This is a genomic window from Planctomycetia bacterium (assembly GCA_015075745.1).
In the GTDB taxonomy this organism is placed as follows: Bacteria; Planctomycetota; Phycisphaerae; order UBA1845; family UTPLA1; genus UTPLA1.
This window is the reverse complement of sequence record JABTTW010000002.1, coordinates 67,452-84,942: the sequence shown is the minus strand read 5'-3', so window position 1 is coordinate 84,942 and position 17,491 is coordinate 67,452. Positions and strand designations below refer to the sequence as shown.

The window sequence follows — 17,491 nt, the reverse complement described above, 5'->3', positions numbered from 1 at the left end:
GACGCACCGCAGGAAATCGGCAGTCACCGACCGGCGGCATTGGGCAGGCGTCAAAGATTGCAGCCTAAGATGGAGCCGATGTTCAGCGGATCAATCGTCCCGAGGCCGAAGAGATTGTAAAAAGCGGCAAGCAGGTCCTGCACCATCGAGAACAGGAAAACCATCAAATCGCAAAGCAGACTTCCGCTCATTCGTCGAACTCCGTAGGGAGGCCTCCACGGCCGCGCGGACCAAGCCACGCATGGCCCCAATTCCTGCTGTTTTCATCGGCGAAAACAGGCCAAATCCTGATGGGGATGCCCCTGCGACCCTGAAACAGCCGATTGGTATAAGGAGCCGACCGGCTGACCGGTGGGCGGTGCGCCTGCAAGGTTATAATTATTCGTCGAAGTGGTCGGCGGCTGCCTCGCGGATTATTTGAAGCGGCAGACGACGGCCTGGGCGGCGACGGGCTCTGCTTTGGAAGGACTTTTCATGTTCAGAAAGATTTTCATCCATGTCGTGATCGGACTCGCTGTGGGATTGCTGCAATCGACCCCAGGCGCGGCGCAGGAGGCGCAGTATTTCCATTCGCAAATCGAAAACGAGCTGAGCGGGGTCGATCGCTCCGCCGGCGAGTTGCTTGATGCCCTGGTCTCCAGGCCGAAGGACGTCCGCGATGCGGCCCTGGTTGCCGCCGAGCACCCGGACATGATCATTCGCCTCAAGTACGTCGATCGCAATTCGCCCGATGCCCTGGGTGTCGTGCTGAAGGACTATCCCGCGTCAGTTGCAGAGGCCGGCCGGACGCTTTCGAGCCATGGCGATGTCATCGAATTAATGGCGAAGAACGTCGCGGGCACAGCGGTTTTGGGACGAGTCCATGCCCAGCAGCGTGAGGTCGTGGTCCAGTTGGCAGATCGACTCGGACAAAAGCGAACCGAGCAGCGCCAGGAGACTTCCGAGGCATGGGGTAAACGGCTCAGTGCCAGTGCCGAGGCAATGACGCAGGCGGCAAGCACGCCGGGTTTGGCCGGAACAGGTCAGTCCAGCCTTCCCACGGGAGAATCGGCGATGCGCATTCTCGAGCAGGCTGACGTCAACGCCGAATTGGCCGCGGCCATTGTCGATCAATGGGAGCACGAGCGCAATCCGGAAGAGTTTCGCCGAGCCGTGGATACGTGGTATGCAAGGGGTCGTGACGTGCTGCCGTGGGATTTTGGCGGCGATCCGGCCTGGCGTGCGCAGATGTTGGCCGAGTATGCGCGATTCGATCGGCAGTATCGGGAGATTCTCGCGACCGGCGAGAAGGGCATAGACCGGCTCACGCTATTGTCGCAGCACGCGGATGCATTTCCGAAGTTGATTGACATCTATTACAAGAAGCGGGCCGCCATCGCGGAGGCTTCACGGCCAAAGATCGCCGGAGGTCCGTTTACATCCGGAGGCGGCGGGGGCTCGGCACGGTCGAGCTCGCGATCGTCAACGCGATCGAGCCGTACGAGCAGCCGGTCGAGCAGCAGTCGGACCTCGTCGCGACAAAACCGAAACAGTGACGGTCAGGGCGATTCCAACCAGGGCGGATTCGGCGGACAGGGCGGCTTTGGCGGACAGGGCGGATTCGGCAACTCCGGCGGCGGCTTCGGAAGCTCGGGCAGTGGATTCGGCAGCAGCGGTGGTGGATTCGGTTCGTCCGGCGGTGGATTCGGATCTTCGGGAAGCGGCTTTGGCAGCTCTCGATCGGGCTCGAGTCAGTCAGGCTTCGGCAGCAGTTCAAGCAACAACCGCAACAACTCCGGGCGCTGATCGCGGACTCAAAAAGATGACAGGCCGCCGTTATCCAGCCGATCGCGGGCAACACGATTCTGCGGTTGCGAGTCAGGCGTGACTTGGATTGTTTGGATTCGGGGCCATCGCGACGAGCAGGACAACCCGCTGGCTGGACTTGTTCTCGACGCCGTGCATTTCGTCAGCCAGGGCGTAGGCGAGATTCCCCGGGGTCAGTTCGCGAACCTCGTTACCCACCGTGACGGTCGCGGCACCCTCAATCACATAGTAAAACTTTGCAGCCCCGCGATGAGCGTGGATCTTCTGTGATTGGCCCGGCTCAAGGCAATAGACGTCGCAGAACATCTGTGGCGACTCAAACAAGTTGATCTTCTGCATCTTCTCGGGAACAAATCGGCGGCAGGATTTCGTATCGATGAAGCTCATGGCGGTATTATATCCGGCGTTGGTCCAATGAGAGGATTGCCTCATGCGTGACGAAGCCGGATACATCTGCGGGGCCTGCGGTGAGGAGATCGTCGTGCCCATCGACGTCTCGGCGGGGGCCTCACAGCAATACACCGAGGATTGCCCGGTCTGCTGTCGGGCGAACGTGATTCACGTCGAACTGGACGACGACGGCGAAGCCCGCGTATGGGCCAGCCTTGAGTACGAGGCGTGAAGTCAACAGGCGCGCGAGCCTATTCCTTTGCCGGAGTCGGATAGGCGACCACGCTCCTGTGCCCCTGCTCGTCGATGCTGCGCACGCCGAAGATGTAGTTGTCTTTCGAGAGCGGGTGAACGCACTCGGTCTGAATCCCGACGAACATGCTTTTCTCCCAAAGTGGAGAGGTGGTTTCTCGCCAGACGATCTCGTAGCCCGCCAGGTCCTTCTCCGTACCGGCGTCCCAAACCAGTGTGGTCGTGTGATCGAGCTTCGCGGTGATCACTCTCAAGTTGGCCGGCGGGGCGGGCGCAAGGGCCATTTCAGCGAGTGCCGCGAGATTGGCCCGCGTCACCTGAGCCACATATCCAAAGTCCACGAAGCGGACGAGGTCGCCATATTGCTGACCATCTTCCTCGCGGACATTCTGGTGTTGGTGCTTGTAGTCTTCGTTCAATTCTGTGAATCGGACAGCGGGAAAGCCCTGCTCGCTGAACGCGGTATGATCTCCGCCACGCAGGAAGCGGTCGCGCCGCCAGATCAGGAGCACATCAAAGCCGGGCACATACCGCTCACACGCTGAGTCAATGTAACGGGCGAGTTGGCGGGAGGGAGAGTCGTTCTCGTTTCCCGTCGCCAGGCGAAGCAGGTGATCGGCCTCGCTCGTCGCAGTGACCGGCACGCCCTCCGAAAAGACCCGAACTCGGCCGCGATCGCGCACGCCGTTCTGGCCGAGCGTATTTCCCACAATGTCATTGGTGAACATGGCGGTGACGTTTGTATTGGATTCCTTGAACACCCTCGCCATGTGCCGCGAGCCGAAGAGTCCCTGCTCCTCCCCGGCGACGGCGGCGAAGACGATCGTGGCCTTAAACTTCCTCGTGGACATGATCCGCGCCAACTCGAGAACAGCGGCGACGCCGCTCGCGTCGTCATTGGCGCCCGGTGCGTCGCACTCGGCGTCTTTCGGGTCCGAGCAGATCGAATCGTAGTGCCCGCTGACGACGAGCACGCGCTGGGCGCCGACTGGATCGTCGCCGGGGAGCGTGGCGATGACGTTGACGATTTCCACGTCGCGCGTGATTCGTCGATTGTCCGGCGGCTGCATGTACGACTGAAGCTCCACCTGAAGTCGCCCGCCGGACTTGCTGCTGATCTCATCGAATTGCGACTCGATCCATCGGCGGGCAGCCCCGATGCCGCGCGTCTCGCTTTCAGTGTCGCTCAGGGTATGGCGCGTGCCGAAGGACACGAGCTTTTCCACCGAATTGCGAATGTTCGCCTCCGAGACTTCGGCAACCATCTGGTGGATCAGAGGATCGCCGGGTGCAGCGCAGCCCGAGGCCAAACAGGTTCCGACGAGTAGTGCCATCGAAGCACTGTGCAATAAACGGCCGAGTGATGTTCCGGGAGTCACTTTTGAGTCTCCTGCAGAATGGTGCGCACGAAAGCAATCGCCGCGGGTCGATCTGAAATCTCTTCGTTGAGTTGGGCGTAATACACGCGGTCGAGAATCTTCTTATATACCGGGCCCTTTGTCACCCCGAGGCTCGCCAGATCGTGTCCCGTAAGCAGCGGCGGGGGGGCCACATCGTCGGGGCGTATCGCCCTTGCATGGGCACTGATTTGACGGTGGGCGGTGGGGGGGAGGCCCAGGGTCTTGAGCCTCGCCGCCAGCATCTGAACCAATTCCGGAAAGGCAGAGTGAGCCATCAGGAGCTTCAGATCCGCCAGACTGAGCTTTGCCGGGTCATCCAGCGCCTCGGCATGGGAGACGAGCCAGGTAATCTTTCGAGTGGATTGATTGCTGCATCGAAGCGCCGTGCAGACGTCTTCGACATCGTAAGGAGCCAGGCCGGCAAGGATGGCGGACATGCACATCTCGAAGCCGGCGCCTTTGGGCAGCGCCTCGAGCATCGCCTGTATCTTCTTTGCATGTGGAACGACCATCGACGCCGACGGCCACAGGTGAGGCAGCATCCCCGATGCGACCAATCTGTCGAAGGCCCAGGCGCGATTCCGATCCGAGAGGATCATGTCAAGTTCCTCGCGAATCCGCTCCGGGGCGATGCCGGCGATCTGCGCGGCGTTGGCCTTCATGGCCGTCCACGTGGCCGATTCAATTTTGAAGCCGAGTCGGGCGGCGAAACGAATCGCCCGCAGCAAACGCAAGTGGTCCTCGCGAAATCGCCGGTCGGGATCGCCGATGGCGCGGATGAGCTTTGCACGGATGTCGGCCTGCCCATCGACGTAATCCACGACTTCGCGCGTCTTCGGATCGTAGAACATCCCGTTGAGCGTGAAGTCGCGGCGCATGGCATCTTCGCGGGCATCGGTAAATTCGACGCCCGATGGGTGACGGCCGTCGGCGTATTCGAGATCGCGGCGGAAGGTCGCGACTTCGATGGCGTGGCCGCCGATATGGACGAGAATGACGCCGAATTTCGCGCCGACTTTCCGGGTCTTGCGAAAAACGGTGATGATCTTCGGCGGCTCGGCGGACGTGGCCACGTCGTAATCGGTGGGGCGGCGGCCCATGACCAGGTCCCGAACGCACCCGCCGGCGAACATGGCCTCGTGGCCCGCATCCTGAAGACAACGGACCACGGTCCTCGCGGCCGCGTGCATGGTCATGCGAACCCGGGGCGGTGAGGGGCGATTCTTCATCCGGAGGACACCTGAGACGATTGCGTCAGAAGCGTGACGGCCATGTTACCCCAGACCCTCCGCTCCGACGAGTGCCAGCCCTGCGGCAGCGTCGTCGGCAATTGAACGTGAGCCTCGGTACGCCAGAGGGCGATGGCGTTCGGCGCGACGGCGACTTCGCTTCCTAATCGGGCTAAGAGCCGCCACATCGGAGAATCAACGCGGACATCCTCACTGAGGACATACGGCGGATCGAGAAAGATCAATTCAAATCCGTCCGGATGGCGGGGGGGACGACATCGAAGTCGCTCGGCGGACTCAGTGCGCACCTCGACACTGTCGGAGGGTATTCCAAAGGCTTCAATGTTCGCCTGAAGACACTTGACGGTAGGGCGATCCTTTTCGACAAAGACACAATACGTCGCGCCGCGCGACAGGGCCTCGATGCCCAGACTTCCGGTGCCGCAGAATATATCTAATACTGCAATCGGCGGAATCTCTCCCGGCAGAGCCAATCGCGATCCGAGCCAATCGAAGAGCGAAACCTTGACGCGGTCGAGAATCGGGCGCGTCTGATCGGTGGGGGGCGGAACAAGTGGACGACCACGATACTTCCCGGCAATCACGCGCATGGGGCGTAATATAACGCGGGATCGGCTGCTTTGACGCCCGGAGCCGAGGAGCCTAATATCCCCGCCGTCAAATGCCGAGGGCCATTGATGGGCATACGGCGGAGCCATTACGAGATTGCATTTGAACGATTCCTCGACCTGCGCGGAACGCCGTACGTCTCCGTCGAGGATGTGCGTCACCACGCCAAGGGGCGGCTGGGGTCCAAGGCCTTCGACTATATCGTCTATCCCCCGGGCGGTCGCGCCTGCCTCGTCGATGTGAAGGGCCGCAAGTCGGTCATGGCGGACGACGACGGCGACTGCCGAAAGAAGAACTGGGTGACGCGCGCGGATGTCACCGACCTGCAGCGCTGGCAGGAAATCTTCGGGCCCGAATTCGTGGCCATGTTCGCCTTCGGTTACTGGCTCGCCGATGCGCCGGGACGGGAGCGACTGCCGTTTGAAGATAAACAGACCTTCATACTGGCGGGGCGGCGTTACAGCTTTTGGCTGGTGGAAGTTGAGGCGTACGCAAAGCACCATAAGCAGTTGTCCAAGAGCTGGGACACGGTTTCCATTCCCAGGGGCGAGTTCTCAAAGATCAGCCGCCGACTCGAATCATGCTGGCCGTCCGCGCCTTGTCGCTAGGCGGCTCATCAGGAATGCCGGAATGCACGGTTTGCGAGCGTCCGGCCCAGACCGTAGAATCGACTGCATGTGGAAGTTGCAGAATACCCGTCGGAGACTCACAAGGCTGATCGGCGGTTTGGCGGCATTCGTGTTGGCCGTGATCGCGGCGATTCCCACCGTGGTAATCGCCCAGATTAACGACCCATCCGTAAAGCCGGAGAACATTGAGCTGCTCAAGACGGGGCAGCCGGTGCTAGAGTACGCCCTGGCGGGGGGGTTTCTTCTCGCCGCCCTCGCCGTCGCCTTCAAGCCCAGTAAGCGTGGGATGGAGAAGAACAAATGAACAAGAAATCGCTGATTGTGCTCCTGGTGGGGCTGAATCTGCTGCTGTTGGCCACGCTGATTCTCACGAGCTGGCAACTGCCGGCGGCCTATGCCCAGGCGGCTCCGCTCGGACAAAACTACGTTATGGTTGCCGGCGAGATTCGAAACGGCGTCGATGCCCTGTACGTGATTGATTTATCTCACCGACGCATGCACGTTTTCATCCCGAACCGGAACCAGGCCGATCGAAAGCTCATCTACTCGGGCTACCGCGATCTGGACAAGGAGTTCCGAGGAGGTCGCCGTTAATCCGGCGGTTATCGACCATGAACGACTCAAAGAATCTCGCCATCGGCGTATTATCTATCACCGCCACGGTTTTGCTCGCCGCCGTCTTTCTCACTTCGCTCATTACCGGCAACGAGGCAAAAGCCATCGGCCAGATTGACCGGGGAGGCGACTACATCGTCGTCACCGGACAGTACACCGAAAGCACCGAGCTCGTGTACGTGACCGATGCGGCCGCCCAGCGATTGAACATCTACAACTACGAGACCACCACGCGGCAATTCGTCATCTGGGACAGCATCGACCTCAGAAGCGTGTTCGGCGGAAGATAGCGCAACCGGCCGATTTTGCGCAATCGCAGGCAATAATTGCAACCGGAGGATTCGCCGAGCGACGCGCAGAATCTGCCTATTGAAACCCCCTTCTTAAGGTCTCATAATGAATGTTATGTTGCATTCAGTAGCGCCGAACCCGATGCGCCGAATCCAGACCGATCCCGCCAACCCTCGCCGACTTTGACTTTTGACACGCTTCCCGTTTCCCTACTCGCATGCTCGCAGCCGTCATCGAAAACAAGAAAATCACTGCCCGGGAGGTGCCCCAGCCGGCGCCAGGACCCGGCGAAGTATTGATCGCCGTCAAGCTCGCGGGGATCTGCGGGACCGATCTGGAGATCGCCTCCGGTTACGCTGATTTTTCCGGCGTCATCGGCCACGAATTCGTGGGAATTGTCGCAGGGGGCTCAAAGAACCTTGCAGGGAAGCGAGTCGTCGGCGACATCAACTGCGTCTGCGGCAAGTGCGACATGTGCATGGGCGGGCTTTCAAGCCATTGCCGCCGCCGGACGGTCCTGGGCATCGTCGGCCGATCGGGCGCATTTGCGGAGTTTCTGACGTTGCCGGAGCGAAACTGCGTTGAAGTGCCCGATAGCGTGAGCGACGAGGAAGCCGTCTTCGCCGAGCCACTTGCCGCGGCAATTCAGGTCACGCGCCAGGTCAAGTTGGAGAGCCGCACCAATGTAGCGGTTCTCGGGACCGGCCGACTAGGTTTGCTGATTGCACAGGTCCTGGCAACGACGGGCTGCAAGCTCACCGCCATCGGCAGAAACCAGGCGACCCTCGCCCTGCTCGATCGCAAACGGATTCGCAATCTGAACGTCGCCGAGATTACGAACTGGGCTGAGTTCGACGTGGTGGTCGAATGCACGGGCTCCGTGGAGGGTTTGCCGCTGGCACTTCGGCTGGTTCGACCGCGCGGCACCGTGGTCATGAAGACGACCTGCGCGGAAAAGGCTCCGGTGGACCTGACCGACCTTGTCGTCAACGAGGTGACGCTCCTGGGCAGTCGGTGCGGCAACATGCAGGACGCGGTATCGCTCCTCGCCCAGAAGCGCATCGACGTCACCAGTCTTGTATCGCGTACGACGCCGCTGTCAGACGCCCCCAAGGCGATGGCCCTCGCGGCGGAGAAAAACACAATCAAGGTGCTGCTCAAGGTCGGATGATGCGCGCCCCGCTCGTTGCCCGCGGCGATTTCCCCATGAATCTCACGACGGTCCAATTAAAGAGCACGCCGATTGAGGACTCGGCAATCCTCCAGTTTCCGGCGCTATTGGACATCGCCGGATTCCGCCATGCTGTCACGACACGACCCTGGAACATGGCGCCCCACCGCGGCCCCGACTCACACGAGGCGATATCTCGTCGTAAGAAGGTGTGCAACTTTCTGAAACTCCCCTTCGAGCATCTCACCGCGCCGGATCAGGTACATAGCCCGCACGTCCTTCGCATCCTCCCCGCCGACGTCGGATCGGGCCGCGATGGCCGACAGACGGCGATCAAGTTTGTCGACGGGCTGGTGTGCGATCTGCCTAATGTCCCCGTGATGCAATTCTCGGCTGACTGCCCTGTCGTTCTCGTCGTCGACCCGACCCGGCGCGTCTTCGGCACCGCCCACGCAAGCTGGCGAGGCACCGTGACGCACATCGTCGTGGAACTGATCAATCTCCTCCGCAGCGAGTTCGACATCGACCCCGCTCAGTTAATCGCCGCCATCTGCCCCTGCGCCGGACCGGATGAGTACGAAGTCGGGCAAGACGTCCGGCGCATCGCCCTTTCACGGGTGAAGGATGCCGAGCGGTTCTTTCATCCATTCGGCGAAAAGTGGCTATTTGACATGCGTTCCGCCAACGCCGCGCAGCTTATTGAATGCGGCGTTCCCGCAAATCAGATTCACATCGCCGCCCATAGCACGATGAGCGATCATCGCTTCTACTCGCACCGACGAGATGGAAGCGAAACGGGCAGATTCGCCCTGTTCGCGGGGTTTCGCGACGCTTAGCCCCCCTTGCCAGCGTCTCATAATTGAACAACTCCTATCTCAAACAACCGGCCCGCCGCGCCGATACTTCGATGAGCCGAAAAACCTCATTGGGAGCCAGCCATGGCCAAGGAACGCGTCATTGTTCTCGCATCCGGCGGACTCAACAGCGCCGTTATCACCTCGCTCGCCGCTTGCGATGCCGAACTCGCCATGCTGCACGTCCGCTGGGGACACCGGGCCGACGAACGCGAGTTCGAGTATTTCGGGCAGGTCGCGGACAAGTACGATGCCAAGCACCGGCTCGTCGTCGAGCTCCCCCACTTCGCGACCATCGGCGGAAACGCGCGCATCAGTCGCAAACGACAAATCGAAGACGTCCTGGCCCTGACCGATGGAGAATCAAACTGTTACGCCCCCGGTCTGATTGGAACTTTGGTCAACACGGCGGTGACCTGGGCGGTCACGATTCAGGCCCAGCGCATCTTCCTGGGCGTCAGCGAGAACCTTGGCCCCCCCGGCCCGCGCACGGCCAGCGTCTTCCCGGACTACTCGCGTCAAAACCTTCAGCTTTTGCAGCACATGCTGCTGACGTCCCTGCCGAATCGAAAAATCTCACTGGAGACGCCGCTTCTCGAACTGAAGCGAAGCGACATCGTCCGCCTCGGAAACCGTCTCAAGACCCCCTTCGAATCAACGTGGTCGTGCATATCCTCTGGCGCCAAGCCGTGCGGTGGATGCCTGGGCTGCGCGACGAGAAATCGCGGCTTTCTGGATGCCGGAGTGCCCGATCCGCTGCTGCTTCCCCCCCCGCCGCAGCCGGGCAGGCCACGGGCCGAGCCGGTCAAGGCCTGATCACATTCTATCTACCGTGGTGATCCCAAGAAGTCGAAGGCCGATGCGCAGGGCCCTCGCGGTCAGATCGCACAGGCGAAGCCGAGATGCCATGCTGGAGGCACTCTCCGCCTTGAGCACCGGGCACGACTCGTAAAACGTCATGAACCGGCCGGCGAGATCGTAGAGATAATCGCACAGCATGCTGGGCAGCAGGTTCTCCCCCACCGCGGTAATCGTCTCGGGTAGTTGCAGAATGCGCAGCGCCAGGGCCCTTTCGGCGGGATGGCTCAGCTCGATCTTCGCGGTCGAGACATCCTTCGAGACGCTCCCGGCCTCGATGCCCTTGCGATAGATCGAGCGAATCCGCGCATAGGCGTAGAGCATGTACGGCGCGGTATTACCCGCCAGGGCGAGCATCTTGTCCCAGGAAAAGATGTAGTCGGTGTTACGGTTCTGGCACAAGTCGGCATATTTGACCGCGCCGATGCCCACCTTCTCGGCGATGTCCTTGATCTCGCTTTCGGGAAAGTCGCGACGCCTCTCCGCATCAGCCTCGGACGCGCGAACCATCGCCTCGGCTCGCTGCACCGCCTCGTCGAGCAAATCCTTCAGCTTCACGTTCTCGCCGCTGCGCGTGCGGAGCATCTTCCGGTCGTCGCCCAGGACCGAGCCGAAGGAGACGTGCTCCAGGCGAACTTCGCGGTCACCCTCCAACCGCGTCCAGCCCAGTGCCCGAAGGACGGCGAAGAGCATCTCGAAGTGGAGTTTCTGCGGCGAGCCGACGAAGTAGAGAATCCGCGTCGCCCCGAGCCCGCCGCCCAGGTCGCGCAGCGCGGCAGCGAGCTTCTCGGAGTGGAGCTTGATGGGATGACGCGTCGGATGCGCCGCGCGAAAGAGAAAGCCCGCCACGTCCGTCGTTGCGTAGAGCGAGGCGCCGTCCGACTTCTGAATCAGCATGGGCAATGCATCGCCCTGTGGTCCCTTGAAGGCCGGCGAACCGTCGGGCTTCTCCAGAAAAACGCAGATCGCTCCGTGATCGACACGGCAAACAGCACGCGTGCCGTCCGGCGCGGACTTGGGTTCCGCAAGTCTCTGCTGCAGTTCTTCGACAGCGCCGCCGAGCAGCTTTTCGTAGAAACTTTCGCCGCGTATGTCCTCGTCATTCAGTAGAACGCCCAGACGCCGATAAACACGATTACATTCGCGAAGCGTGATTTCGATGGCAATCTGCCGGGCAAGCCGCTCCTGCGCATCTCCCGTCGCCCCGCGCTGCATCATCTGGGCGACGTCCTTGGGGTCTTTCAAAATGGCGGCATACTCGGTGCCGGCGGCCTCCTTCGTCAGAGCATTGATATAAAGGTAGCCCGCCTCGATGTCTTCGAGGTCCAAGAGAGACTTTGATCTGCATTCATTCAGAAACGGCTCAAATACTTTCGTGCCCGATGAGTCGGCGTCATACTCGGCCTTGGAGCGCTCCGCGACTTCCTTCAGGTACGCCAGCTTGGCCTCGGAGCCGGCGGCGACGGCGGCACGTAGTTCCGCCAAAGCGCGCTGAAGATAGTTCGGCCCCTCGCCGCGATGTCGGGCCATGGCCGCGTGCCACATGCCGAGAATCACCATCCCGAACTGCGTGCCCCAGTCGCCGAGGTGGTTCTGACGAATGACGTCGTGACCCTGAAAATCGAGCACCCGGGCGATACAGTCGCCGATGATCGTGCTGCGGAGGTGGCCGACGTGCATCTGCTTGGCCACGTTTGGTGACGAATAATCAACGACGACGGTCTCGCGCTGCCCCGCATCCACTTCATCAATGCCGAGACGATCCGCGTCAAGGTCGTCCGGCGTCAGAGGCGTGGACTCCAGAAGAGACGATAGAGCCTCAGCTCGCAGTCGCAGGTTGATGAATCCCGGCCCGGCGATGTCGGATTTCTCGATGATCGATTGCGCCGCCTCGCCGAGGGCATCGACAATCTGCTGGGCGACGTCGCGCGGCTTGGCCCCCAGCTTCCTGGCCAGACCCATCGCCGCATTGCACTGGTAGTCGCCGAATTTCGCGTCTTTCGAGGGCGCCACGAGCGCATCAGCCCCGTCTGCCCCCCCACCCAATGCGCGCTTCATCGCCTCTGAAACCAACGTGCTGAGTTGAGCGTGAATTGAATTCATTGTGAACGGGCGATCACTTCTTCATCCACTCGACGCGGGGGCCGTCGCCCCACAACGATTCGAGATCGTAATATCGACGGCGATCCTCGTCGAAGAGATGAATGATGACATCTACGAAGTCAACGATGATCCAGATGCCCTCCTCGTGGCCGCCGACGCCGTAGGGCTTGTCGTTGTGCTTCTTGCCGAGCTGCTCAATGTGATCCGCCACGGCCCGCATCTGGCGATCCGATGTCCCCGTCCCGATCACGAAGTAATCGCACAGCGGGCTGATGCCGCGCAAATCGAGCACCACGATGTCCTCGCACTTGTCGTCCTGCATCAAACGGGCGGCCTCAATTGCGAACTTCCGCGCCGCATCGGTCGGCCGCGTCGGCTTGGGACGGGCAGTGGGCTCGGTCGCCTTGCGTCGGGCGAGGTTCTTGGCGGCTTTGGCTCTTGCGGCCTTCTCGGGCATGGTCAGCTACTTTCCATCTAAAGCATCGACCCGCGCGGTGCATGTAGCCCGCGCGGGTCGGTTGCGTAGTTTAGTCGATCTTCGAGGTCGCGGCCACTTCCGCGATTAGCACCTCTTAGCCGCCGAGGCCCAATAGCGCTCCAATCTTCGGCCCATAGGCGACGATCAGACCCGCGAACACGACGCTGACCATGCTCATCAACTTGATCAGAATGTTGAGCGACGGCCCGGACGTGTCCTTGAAGGGATCGCCGACCGTGTCACCGACGACGGTGGCCTTGTGATCGGGTGAGCCCTTGCCGTAGATGATTTCGTCGTCCGACTCGGCCAGCTCAGCGCGGGCCGCAAGCGCCTCGCGAATACGGGCGGGAACGGAGCTGCGGACCTCGGCGCTGGTCTTGAAATCCTTCGCCGTGATCTTGCCAAAAGTCTCGATGTACTTCTTGGCGTTGTCCCACGCGCCGCCCGCATTGGCCATGAAGACCGCCACGGCAAAGCCGGAGACAAGGCCGCCCGCAAGTAGACCCATGACGCCCGCAACGCCGAAGGCAAGTCCCACCACGACCGGCGCGATGATGGCGAGGAGCGACGGGAAGATCATTTCTCGCTGAGCGCCGGCCGTCGAAATGGCCACGCAGTTCGCGTAGTCGGGAATCTGTCCGCCCTCGAATGAAACCGGCGTTCGCGGCCAGTTGTCGGGGTTGCGAATGTAGGCGTCGTCATGACCCTGAGCTTTGAGATAAGCCCGCATTTTGGCGAACTGCCGGCGGCACTCGAGCATCATCTGGTTCGCCGCGCGGCCGACGGCCTTCATCGTCAACGCACAGAACAGGAATGTCAGCAAGACGCCGGCGAACAGGCCGCAAAGCACGCGCGGGTTCATCAGCGTCACATCGTAGAACGCCATGAACTGGTTCATCGATGCCCGGCGAACCGGCACGACTTCGATGGACTCTTTACCGACTTTGAGTGTTCCAACGTAGTCTTCGTCTCGCGGGCCTTCGACATAGTCAGAGGCGGCGAACCGCTGGCCCGGCTTGATTTCGCCTGCGTTCTCCAGCGACTTGAGCTCATGCGAGGTCATGCAGATGAGGCCCTTGTAGGCGCTGAATCTGGTGACCTTGCCCGCATCCTTGAGCGCGAACTTTCCGTAACCGATATAGACCGGCGCAACGGCCGAAGCGCCGTCCAGCTTCTCATCGGCGACGACCTGTCGAACGACCGTCTCGCACTCGTGAAGCATGCCCATGCGAACTTCGTCGATATAGGCCGCCAGGAGGGCCAGGGCGGTGAGTGCCGCCGAACCGATGGCGAAGCCCTTGCCGGTCGCGGCGGTCGTGTTGCCAAGCGAATCGAGGGCATCGGTCCGCTGGCGAACCTCCGGCTTCTGGTGAGTCATTTCCGCGTTGCCGCCGGCGTTGTCGGCGATAGGGCCGTAGGCGTCAGTGGCCAGCGTGATACCGAGGGTCGCCAGCATGCCGACCGCGGCGATTCCGACGCCGTAGAGGCCGAGCATATAGTCATTGGCCCCGCCGGCAAAAATAAACGAACAAAGAATCGCGACGATGACCGTCAGGAGGCTGGCCCACGTGCTCTTCATACCCTCGGCCACGCCGCCGATGATGACCGTCGCCGGTCCCGTGATCGCCTGCTCGGAGAGTTCTCGCGTCGGGCGAAAGTCGTAGCTTGTATAAACTTCGGTCGCCTTGCCGATGATGACACCGCCGAGAAGACCCGCACAAATGCTGCCCCAGATGCCAAACCAACTCGGCTGGAAAGCACCCTCCGGCACAGTCGGGAATCCCGACGCGGGGGCAAGAAGCATGTAGCAGATGCCCGCGGCGGCCGCGACGATAAACAAGCTGCTTCCCCAGATACCTCGGTTGAGGGCGGCCATGAGCTGGCCCAGGTTCGCGCCTTCTTCGGTTCGCACGAGGTAAATGCCCACAATGGAGAGAAGGATGCCAATGCCGGCGATGACCATCGGCGTCGCCAACAGTCGCATTCCGGCGTCGAAACCGGATTGCGTGCTGTCACTCCCGAAAAGCGATGTCGCGGCCGCGACACCCAGCGCCGCGGTGGCCAGGATGGAGCCCGCGTAGGACTCATAAAGGTCGGCGCCCATGCCAGCGACGTCGCCGACGTTATCACCGACGTTGTCGGCGATGGTGGCGGGGTTGCGGCTGTCATCTTCGGGAATGCCGGCCTCAACTTTTCCAACCAGGTCCGCGCCGACGTCCGCGGCCTTCGTGTAAATTCCGCCGCCGACGCGCGCGAATAGGGCCTGCGTCGAAGCGCCCATGCCGAAGGTGAGCATGACGACCGTGATCGTCGTCAACGTCATGTCTTCGCCGCCATACAAGCGCAGCGCGATGAACCAGCCGGTGATGTCGAGCAATGCAAAACCGACCACGACGAGTCCCATGACCGAGCCGGCACGGAACGCCACAACGAGGCCCTGATTAAGGCTCTCACGGGCCCCCGCCGTCGTTCGGTGGGCGGCGTTGGTCGCGGTCTTCATGCCGATAAATCCGCACAGACCGGAGAAGAAACCGCCGGTGAGGAAGGCGAACGGCACGATCTTGTGCTGAACGCCGAGGCCGAACGCGAGATAGGCAAGCACCAGCGAAAGGCCGATGAAAACGAGGAAGACAATTTTGTATTGTCGCCACAGGTAGGCGTATGCGCCGTCGCGAACGAAGCCCGCGATGAGCTTCATGTTCTCATCGCCTTCACTCTTGCTCATGATCTCTTTGTAGAACTTGTAGGCGAAGAAAAGCCCGATGAACGCGCTGACCATGGCGCTCCACCAGATCCACGGAATGCCGCTCAGGCCGACCGGCGCGCCGGCGTCCTGTGCCGAGGCCATGCCCGGAAACCCGGCCAGAAGTAACACCGCCGCAATCGGCGCCCACCTTGCGATCGTCTGTCGTTGCTGTCGGTCAGTTGCACTCACCATCTCAACTCCTGCTTTTCTGCGTTTCGTGTTACACCGTCGTTCAAACATATCAGGCCGCCCCCTGGACCAGGGAATGCCGGCCATGAATTCAAATTTTCGTGCCCGCCAGGATCCTGCCCGGCAAGTTTCTCTTCCGTCTGACGCCGAGCCATCTCGTGAGATATTTCACGATCGACGCCTAAGCGTTTCGTAATTCGGCAACGCGGAGTCGCGATGCCCCCGTCGATCGTCGTGTTATTTGCCGGGAAGATCGAACAGAGTCTGATCCCGTGCTACCTTCGATTGCCGGGTGACCGCGCTAGCCACGCACCGACAACCACTCCGCCCTCGCGGCGCGTGACGACACGCCGGCAAGAGAATGAGTCTCCCGCAAGGTCGGACCCCGCGAGGAGTTACAGACTATATCGGAGAATTGTGGAGAAATACAACTCGCCCGCCATTCTGATTCAACCGGTCGCAAGCGCGAATCTTCGCATCCGGAAGGCGTCCACGGATAGCGCCTTAAATGCTTTTATTTCCTTATCTTACGTTCCGCCAAATCGAGGCCCAACCCGGCGTGCCACGCGACCGTCGTCGAAGAATCCCGCGTCGCGCTGTATGCTTCGGCGGATTAGTCGAGACCTCGCAAAAAGGAGCAGCCATATGCGTGTGCAGACCCGGAGATCGAGGCGGTGTGGGCTCGCGTTGATCGCGATGATGAGCTTGTACCCCGCCGGTGACCTCATCGCGGCTCCTAAGACCCGTGAAATCACCATCGAGGGAAAAGCCGCGGGCGAAAACTTCAACGCCATGGAGCAGGCCAAGCAGGACGCCCTGCGCCGCGCCGTTGAGCAGGCCTGCGGCACTTTCATCAATACCCAGACCAACACAAAAAACTACGCCGCGGTCTATGACAAGGTGATGGCATCCGCCGCCGGCTATGTTGAGGAGTTCGAAGTCGTCGCGCAGCGGGTCGAAGGCGGGGTCAGCTACTGCACCGTTCGCGCCGTGGTCTCAACTGTCAGCTTCGAGTCGGAGTGGACCCGGCTAGCACATACCCTCGCTGCCGAAGGTAATCCCCGATGCATGATCGTGGTGCTGGAAGACAATGACGCCGAGGATGAGAACCCGGCGAAGACAAACGGCGTGGTCCAGGGCGTGCTGGAGAATTTCTTCCTGAAAAACGGCGTCCGCCTCGGTGACAAGAGCGCCGCGGATGCGACGCGCGACCGGGATGCCGAGGCGGCGGCGCTCAAGGACGACGTACGAAAGCTCGCGTCGCTGGCCCTGTCGGCAGGCGCCGATGTCGTCATCAAGGGAAATGCCGAAGCCCGTCACGCCGGCAGAACCGAACTGGCGGGAAAGACGCTGGCCCGTTGGACCGCGACGATCAACATCCGCGCCTATCACACCGACAGCGCCCAGATGCTCATGTCCAACAGCTACTCGCTCCCGCATAACACGACGAACTACAACGCCGGCGGCGATGACGCCCTGCGACGATGCGCCGAGCAGCACGCCGCCGACATCCTCCGCGACATCGGCGAGGCCTGGCGCAAGCGGCAGAATGTTCACCGCACGGTTCAACTCGTCCTCGAAGATTGCAGTCGTGCAGATTTCAAAACGCTGGAGGCCGCCCTGCGCGAGGTGGACGGCGTACAGGATATCCAGCTTCGACAACTCGCCAGCAACGTCTGCAACATCGAGGTGGATTGGTCCTACGACACAGAGCGCCTGGTCAGTCGGGTGGAAGAATTGAAGGTCGACGGCGTTACCTACACAGTCACCGAGCAGACGCACGACCGCGTGACGTTGAAGATCGTCAAGTGACCTGCCCGGTACAGTAGATCGGCATTAAAGTCCCCCCG

At 61.3% G+C, this 17,491-nt stretch carries 17 protein-coding genes and 1 pseudogene; 10 read left to right on the top strand and 8 right to left on the bottom strand.

Annotation, left to right across the window (positions count from 1 at the left end):
* Positions 1 to 50 precede the first annotated feature (50 nt).
* Entirely contained in the window at positions 51 to 191 is a 141-nt protein-coding gene (locus HS101_13890; protein MBE7507356.1) for a hypothetical protein, read from the bottom strand.
* A gap of 1,366 nt (positions 192 to 1,557) precedes the next feature.
* Between HS101_13890 and HS101_13885 the strand changes: the two are divergent.
* Positions 1,558 to 1,710, top strand: a pseudogene (locus tag HS101_13885) (RNA chaperone Hfq).
* A 147-nt stretch (positions 1,711 to 1,857) separates the two neighbouring features.
* On the opposite strand, the gene HS101_13880 reads toward HS101_13885, so the two are convergent.
* The gene (locus HS101_13880; protein ID MBE7507355.1) at positions 1,858 to 2,193 is read right to left on the bottom strand and encodes a cupin domain-containing protein; all 336 of its coding nucleotides are present in this window, start codon (positions 2,191 to 2,193) and stop codon (positions 1,858 to 1,860) included.
* Between the two features lie 43 nt (positions 2,194 to 2,236).
* On the opposite strand from HS101_13880, the gene HS101_13875 reads away from it, so the two are divergent.
* The gene (locus HS101_13875; GenBank protein ID MBE7507354.1) at positions 2,237 to 2,428 is read left to right on the top strand and encodes a CPXCG motif-containing cysteine-rich protein; all 192 of its coding nucleotides are present in this window, start codon (positions 2,237 to 2,239) and stop codon (positions 2,426 to 2,428) included.
* A gap of 19 nt (positions 2,429 to 2,447) precedes the next feature.
* Here HS101_13875 and HS101_13870 read toward each other — a convergent pair whose 3' ends face one another.
* Genes HS101_13870 through rsmD form a run of 3 tightly spaced genes read right to left on the bottom strand, consistent with a single transcriptional unit; the run spans position 2,448 to position 5,688 of the window.
* Positions 2,448 to 3,782, bottom strand: coding sequence for a M20/M25/M40 family metallo-hydrolase (locus HS101_13870; protein MBE7507353.1), 1,335 nt, complete (start codon positions 3,780 to 3,782; stop codon positions 2,448 to 2,450).
* Between the two features lie 41 nt (positions 3,783 to 3,823).
* Entirely contained in the window at positions 3,824 to 5,077 is a 1,254-nt protein-coding gene (locus HS101_13865; GenBank protein MBE7507352.1) for a CCA tRNA nucleotidyltransferase, read from the bottom strand.
* Positions 5,074 to 5,688 carry a 16S rRNA (guanine(966)-N(2))-methyltransferase RsmD gene (gene rsmD, locus HS101_13860; GenBank protein ID MBE7507351.1) on the bottom strand — a complete coding sequence of 205 codons (615 nt, stop codon included), beginning with the start codon at positions 5,686 to 5,688 and terminating at the stop codon, positions 5,074 to 5,076. The genes HS101_13865 and rsmD overlap by 4 nt, the downstream gene beginning before the upstream one ends.
* Positions 5,689 to 5,775: 87 nt before the next feature.
* On the opposite strand from rsmD, the gene HS101_13855 reads away from it, so the two are divergent.
* From HS101_13855 to HS101_13825, 7 genes are all read left to right on the top strand, one after another.
* Positions 5,776 to 6,315, top strand: a complete 540-nt coding sequence (locus HS101_13855; protein MBE7507350.1) for an HYExAFE family protein — start codon at positions 5,776 to 5,778, stop codon at positions 6,313 to 6,315.
* 67 nt (positions 6,316 to 6,382) lie between these two features.
* Positions 6,383 to 6,640, top strand: coding sequence for a hypothetical protein (locus HS101_13850; GenBank protein MBE7507349.1), 258 nt, complete (start codon positions 6,383 to 6,385; stop codon positions 6,638 to 6,640).
* Positions 6,637 to 6,930: a hypothetical protein gene (locus HS101_13845; protein MBE7507348.1), complete on the top strand. Its 294-nt coding sequence runs from the start codon at positions 6,637 to 6,639 to the stop codon at positions 6,928 to 6,930. The genes HS101_13850 and HS101_13845 overlap by 4 nt, the downstream gene beginning before the upstream one ends.
* Positions 6,931 to 6,947: 17 nt before the next feature.
* Entirely contained in the window at positions 6,948 to 7,241 is a 294-nt protein-coding gene (locus HS101_13840) for a hypothetical protein (GenBank protein ID MBE7507347.1), read from the top strand.
* 218 nt (positions 7,242 to 7,459) lie between these two features.
* Complete coding sequence (locus HS101_13835; GenBank protein ID MBE7507346.1) at positions 7,460 to 8,413, top strand: alcohol dehydrogenase catalytic domain-containing protein; 954 nt, start codon at positions 7,460 to 7,462, stop codon at positions 8,411 to 8,413.
* 35 nt (positions 8,414 to 8,448) lie between these two features.
* Positions 8,449 to 9,249, top strand: a complete 801-nt coding sequence (locus HS101_13830) for a laccase domain-containing protein (protein MBE7507345.1) — start codon at positions 8,449 to 8,451, stop codon at positions 9,247 to 9,249.
* 102 nt (positions 9,250 to 9,351) lie between these two features.
* Positions 9,352 to 10,083 carry a 7-cyano-7-deazaguanine synthase gene (locus tag HS101_13825; protein MBE7507344.1) on the top strand — a complete coding sequence of 244 codons (732 nt, stop codon included), beginning with the start codon at positions 9,352 to 9,354 and terminating at the stop codon, positions 10,081 to 10,083.
* On the opposite strand, the gene argS is transcribed toward HS101_13825, so the two are convergent.
* The 3 genes from argS to HS101_13810 all read right to left on the bottom strand — a co-directional run bounded on the left by argS (position 10,084) and on the right by HS101_13810 (position 15,728).
* Entirely contained in the window at positions 10,084 to 12,228 is a 2,145-nt protein-coding gene (argS, locus tag HS101_13820; protein ID MBE7507343.1) for an arginine--tRNA ligase, read from the bottom strand. It abuts the gene before it with no gap.
* 13 nt (positions 12,229 to 12,241) lie between these two features.
* Positions 12,242 to 12,685 carry a ribosome silencing factor gene (rsfS, locus tag HS101_13815; protein MBE7507342.1) on the bottom strand — a complete coding sequence of 148 codons (444 nt, stop codon included), beginning with the start codon at positions 12,683 to 12,685 and terminating at the stop codon, positions 12,242 to 12,244.
* Between the two features lie 115 nt (positions 12,686 to 12,800).
* The gene (locus tag HS101_13810; protein MBE7507341.1) at positions 12,801 to 15,728 is read right to left on the bottom strand and encodes a sodium/proton-translocating pyrophosphatase; all 2,928 of its coding nucleotides are present in this window, start codon (positions 15,726 to 15,728) and stop codon (positions 12,801 to 12,803) included.
* A gap of 558 nt (positions 15,729 to 16,286) precedes the next feature.
* On the opposite strand from HS101_13810, the gene HS101_13805 reads away from it, so the two are divergent.
* Entirely contained in the window at positions 16,287 to 17,453 is a 1,167-nt protein-coding gene (locus HS101_13805; GenBank protein MBE7507340.1) for a hypothetical protein, read from the top strand.
* The last annotated feature ends 38 nt before the right edge of the window (positions 17,454 to 17,491 follow it).

Excerpts from the sequence above, each read along its gene's own strand:
- HS101_13810 (MBE7507341.1), bottom strand. The coding sequence starts at position 15,728 with ATGGCCGGCATTCCCTGGTCCAGGGGGCGGCCTGATATGTTTGAACGA.
- HS101_13805 (MBE7507340.1), top strand. The coding sequence starts at position 16,287 with ATGCGTGTGCAGACCCGGAGATCGAGGCGGTGTGGGCTCGCGTTGATC.
- HS101_13835 (MBE7507346.1), top strand. The coding sequence starts at position 7,460 with ATGCTCGCAGCCGTCATCGAAAACAAGAAAATCACTGCCCGGGAGGTG.
- HS101_13870 (MBE7507353.1), bottom strand. The coding sequence starts at position 3,782 with ATGGCACTACTCGTCGGAACCTGTTTGGCCTCGGGCTGCGCTGCACCC.
- argS (MBE7507343.1), bottom strand. The coding sequence starts at position 12,228 with ATGAATTCAATTCACGCTCAACTCAGCACGTTGGTTTCAGAGGCGATG.
- HS101_13855 (MBE7507350.1), top strand. The coding sequence starts at position 5,776 with ATGGGCATACGGCGGAGCCATTACGAGATTGCATTTGAACGATTCCTC.
- rsmD (MBE7507351.1), bottom strand. The coding sequence starts at position 5,688 with ATGCGCGTGATTGCCGGGAAGTATCGTGGTCGTCCACTTGTTCCGCCC.
- HS101_13830 (MBE7507345.1), top strand. The coding sequence starts at position 8,449 with ATGAATCTCACGACGGTCCAATTAAAGAGCACGCCGATTGAGGACTCG.
- HS101_13825 (MBE7507344.1), top strand. The coding sequence starts at position 9,352 with ATGGCCAAGGAACGCGTCATTGTTCTCGCATCCGGCGGACTCAACAGC.
- rsfS (MBE7507342.1), bottom strand. The coding sequence starts at position 12,685 with ATGCCCGAGAAGGCCGCAAGAGCCAAAGCCGCCAAGAACCTCGCCCGA.
- HS101_13865 (MBE7507352.1), bottom strand. The coding sequence starts at position 5,077 with ATGAAGAATCGCCCCTCACCGCCCCGGGTTCGCATGACCATGCACGCG.
- HS101_13850 (MBE7507349.1), top strand. The coding sequence starts at position 6,383 with ATGTGGAAGTTGCAGAATACCCGTCGGAGACTCACAAGGCTGATCGGC.
- HS101_13875 (MBE7507354.1), top strand. The coding sequence starts at position 2,237 with ATGCGTGACGAAGCCGGATACATCTGCGGGGCCTGCGGTGAGGAGATC.
- HS101_13845 (MBE7507348.1), top strand. The coding sequence starts at position 6,637 with ATGAACAAGAAATCGCTGATTGTGCTCCTGGTGGGGCTGAATCTGCTG.
- HS101_13890 (MBE7507356.1), bottom strand. The coding sequence starts at position 191 with ATGAGCGGAAGTCTGCTTTGCGATTTGATGGTTTTCCTGTTCTCGATG.
- HS101_13840 (MBE7507347.1), top strand. The coding sequence starts at position 6,948 with ATGAACGACTCAAAGAATCTCGCCATCGGCGTATTATCTATCACCGCC.
- HS101_13880 (MBE7507355.1), bottom strand. The coding sequence starts at position 2,193 with ATGAGCTTCATCGATACGAAATCCTGCCGCCGATTTGTTCCCGAGAAG.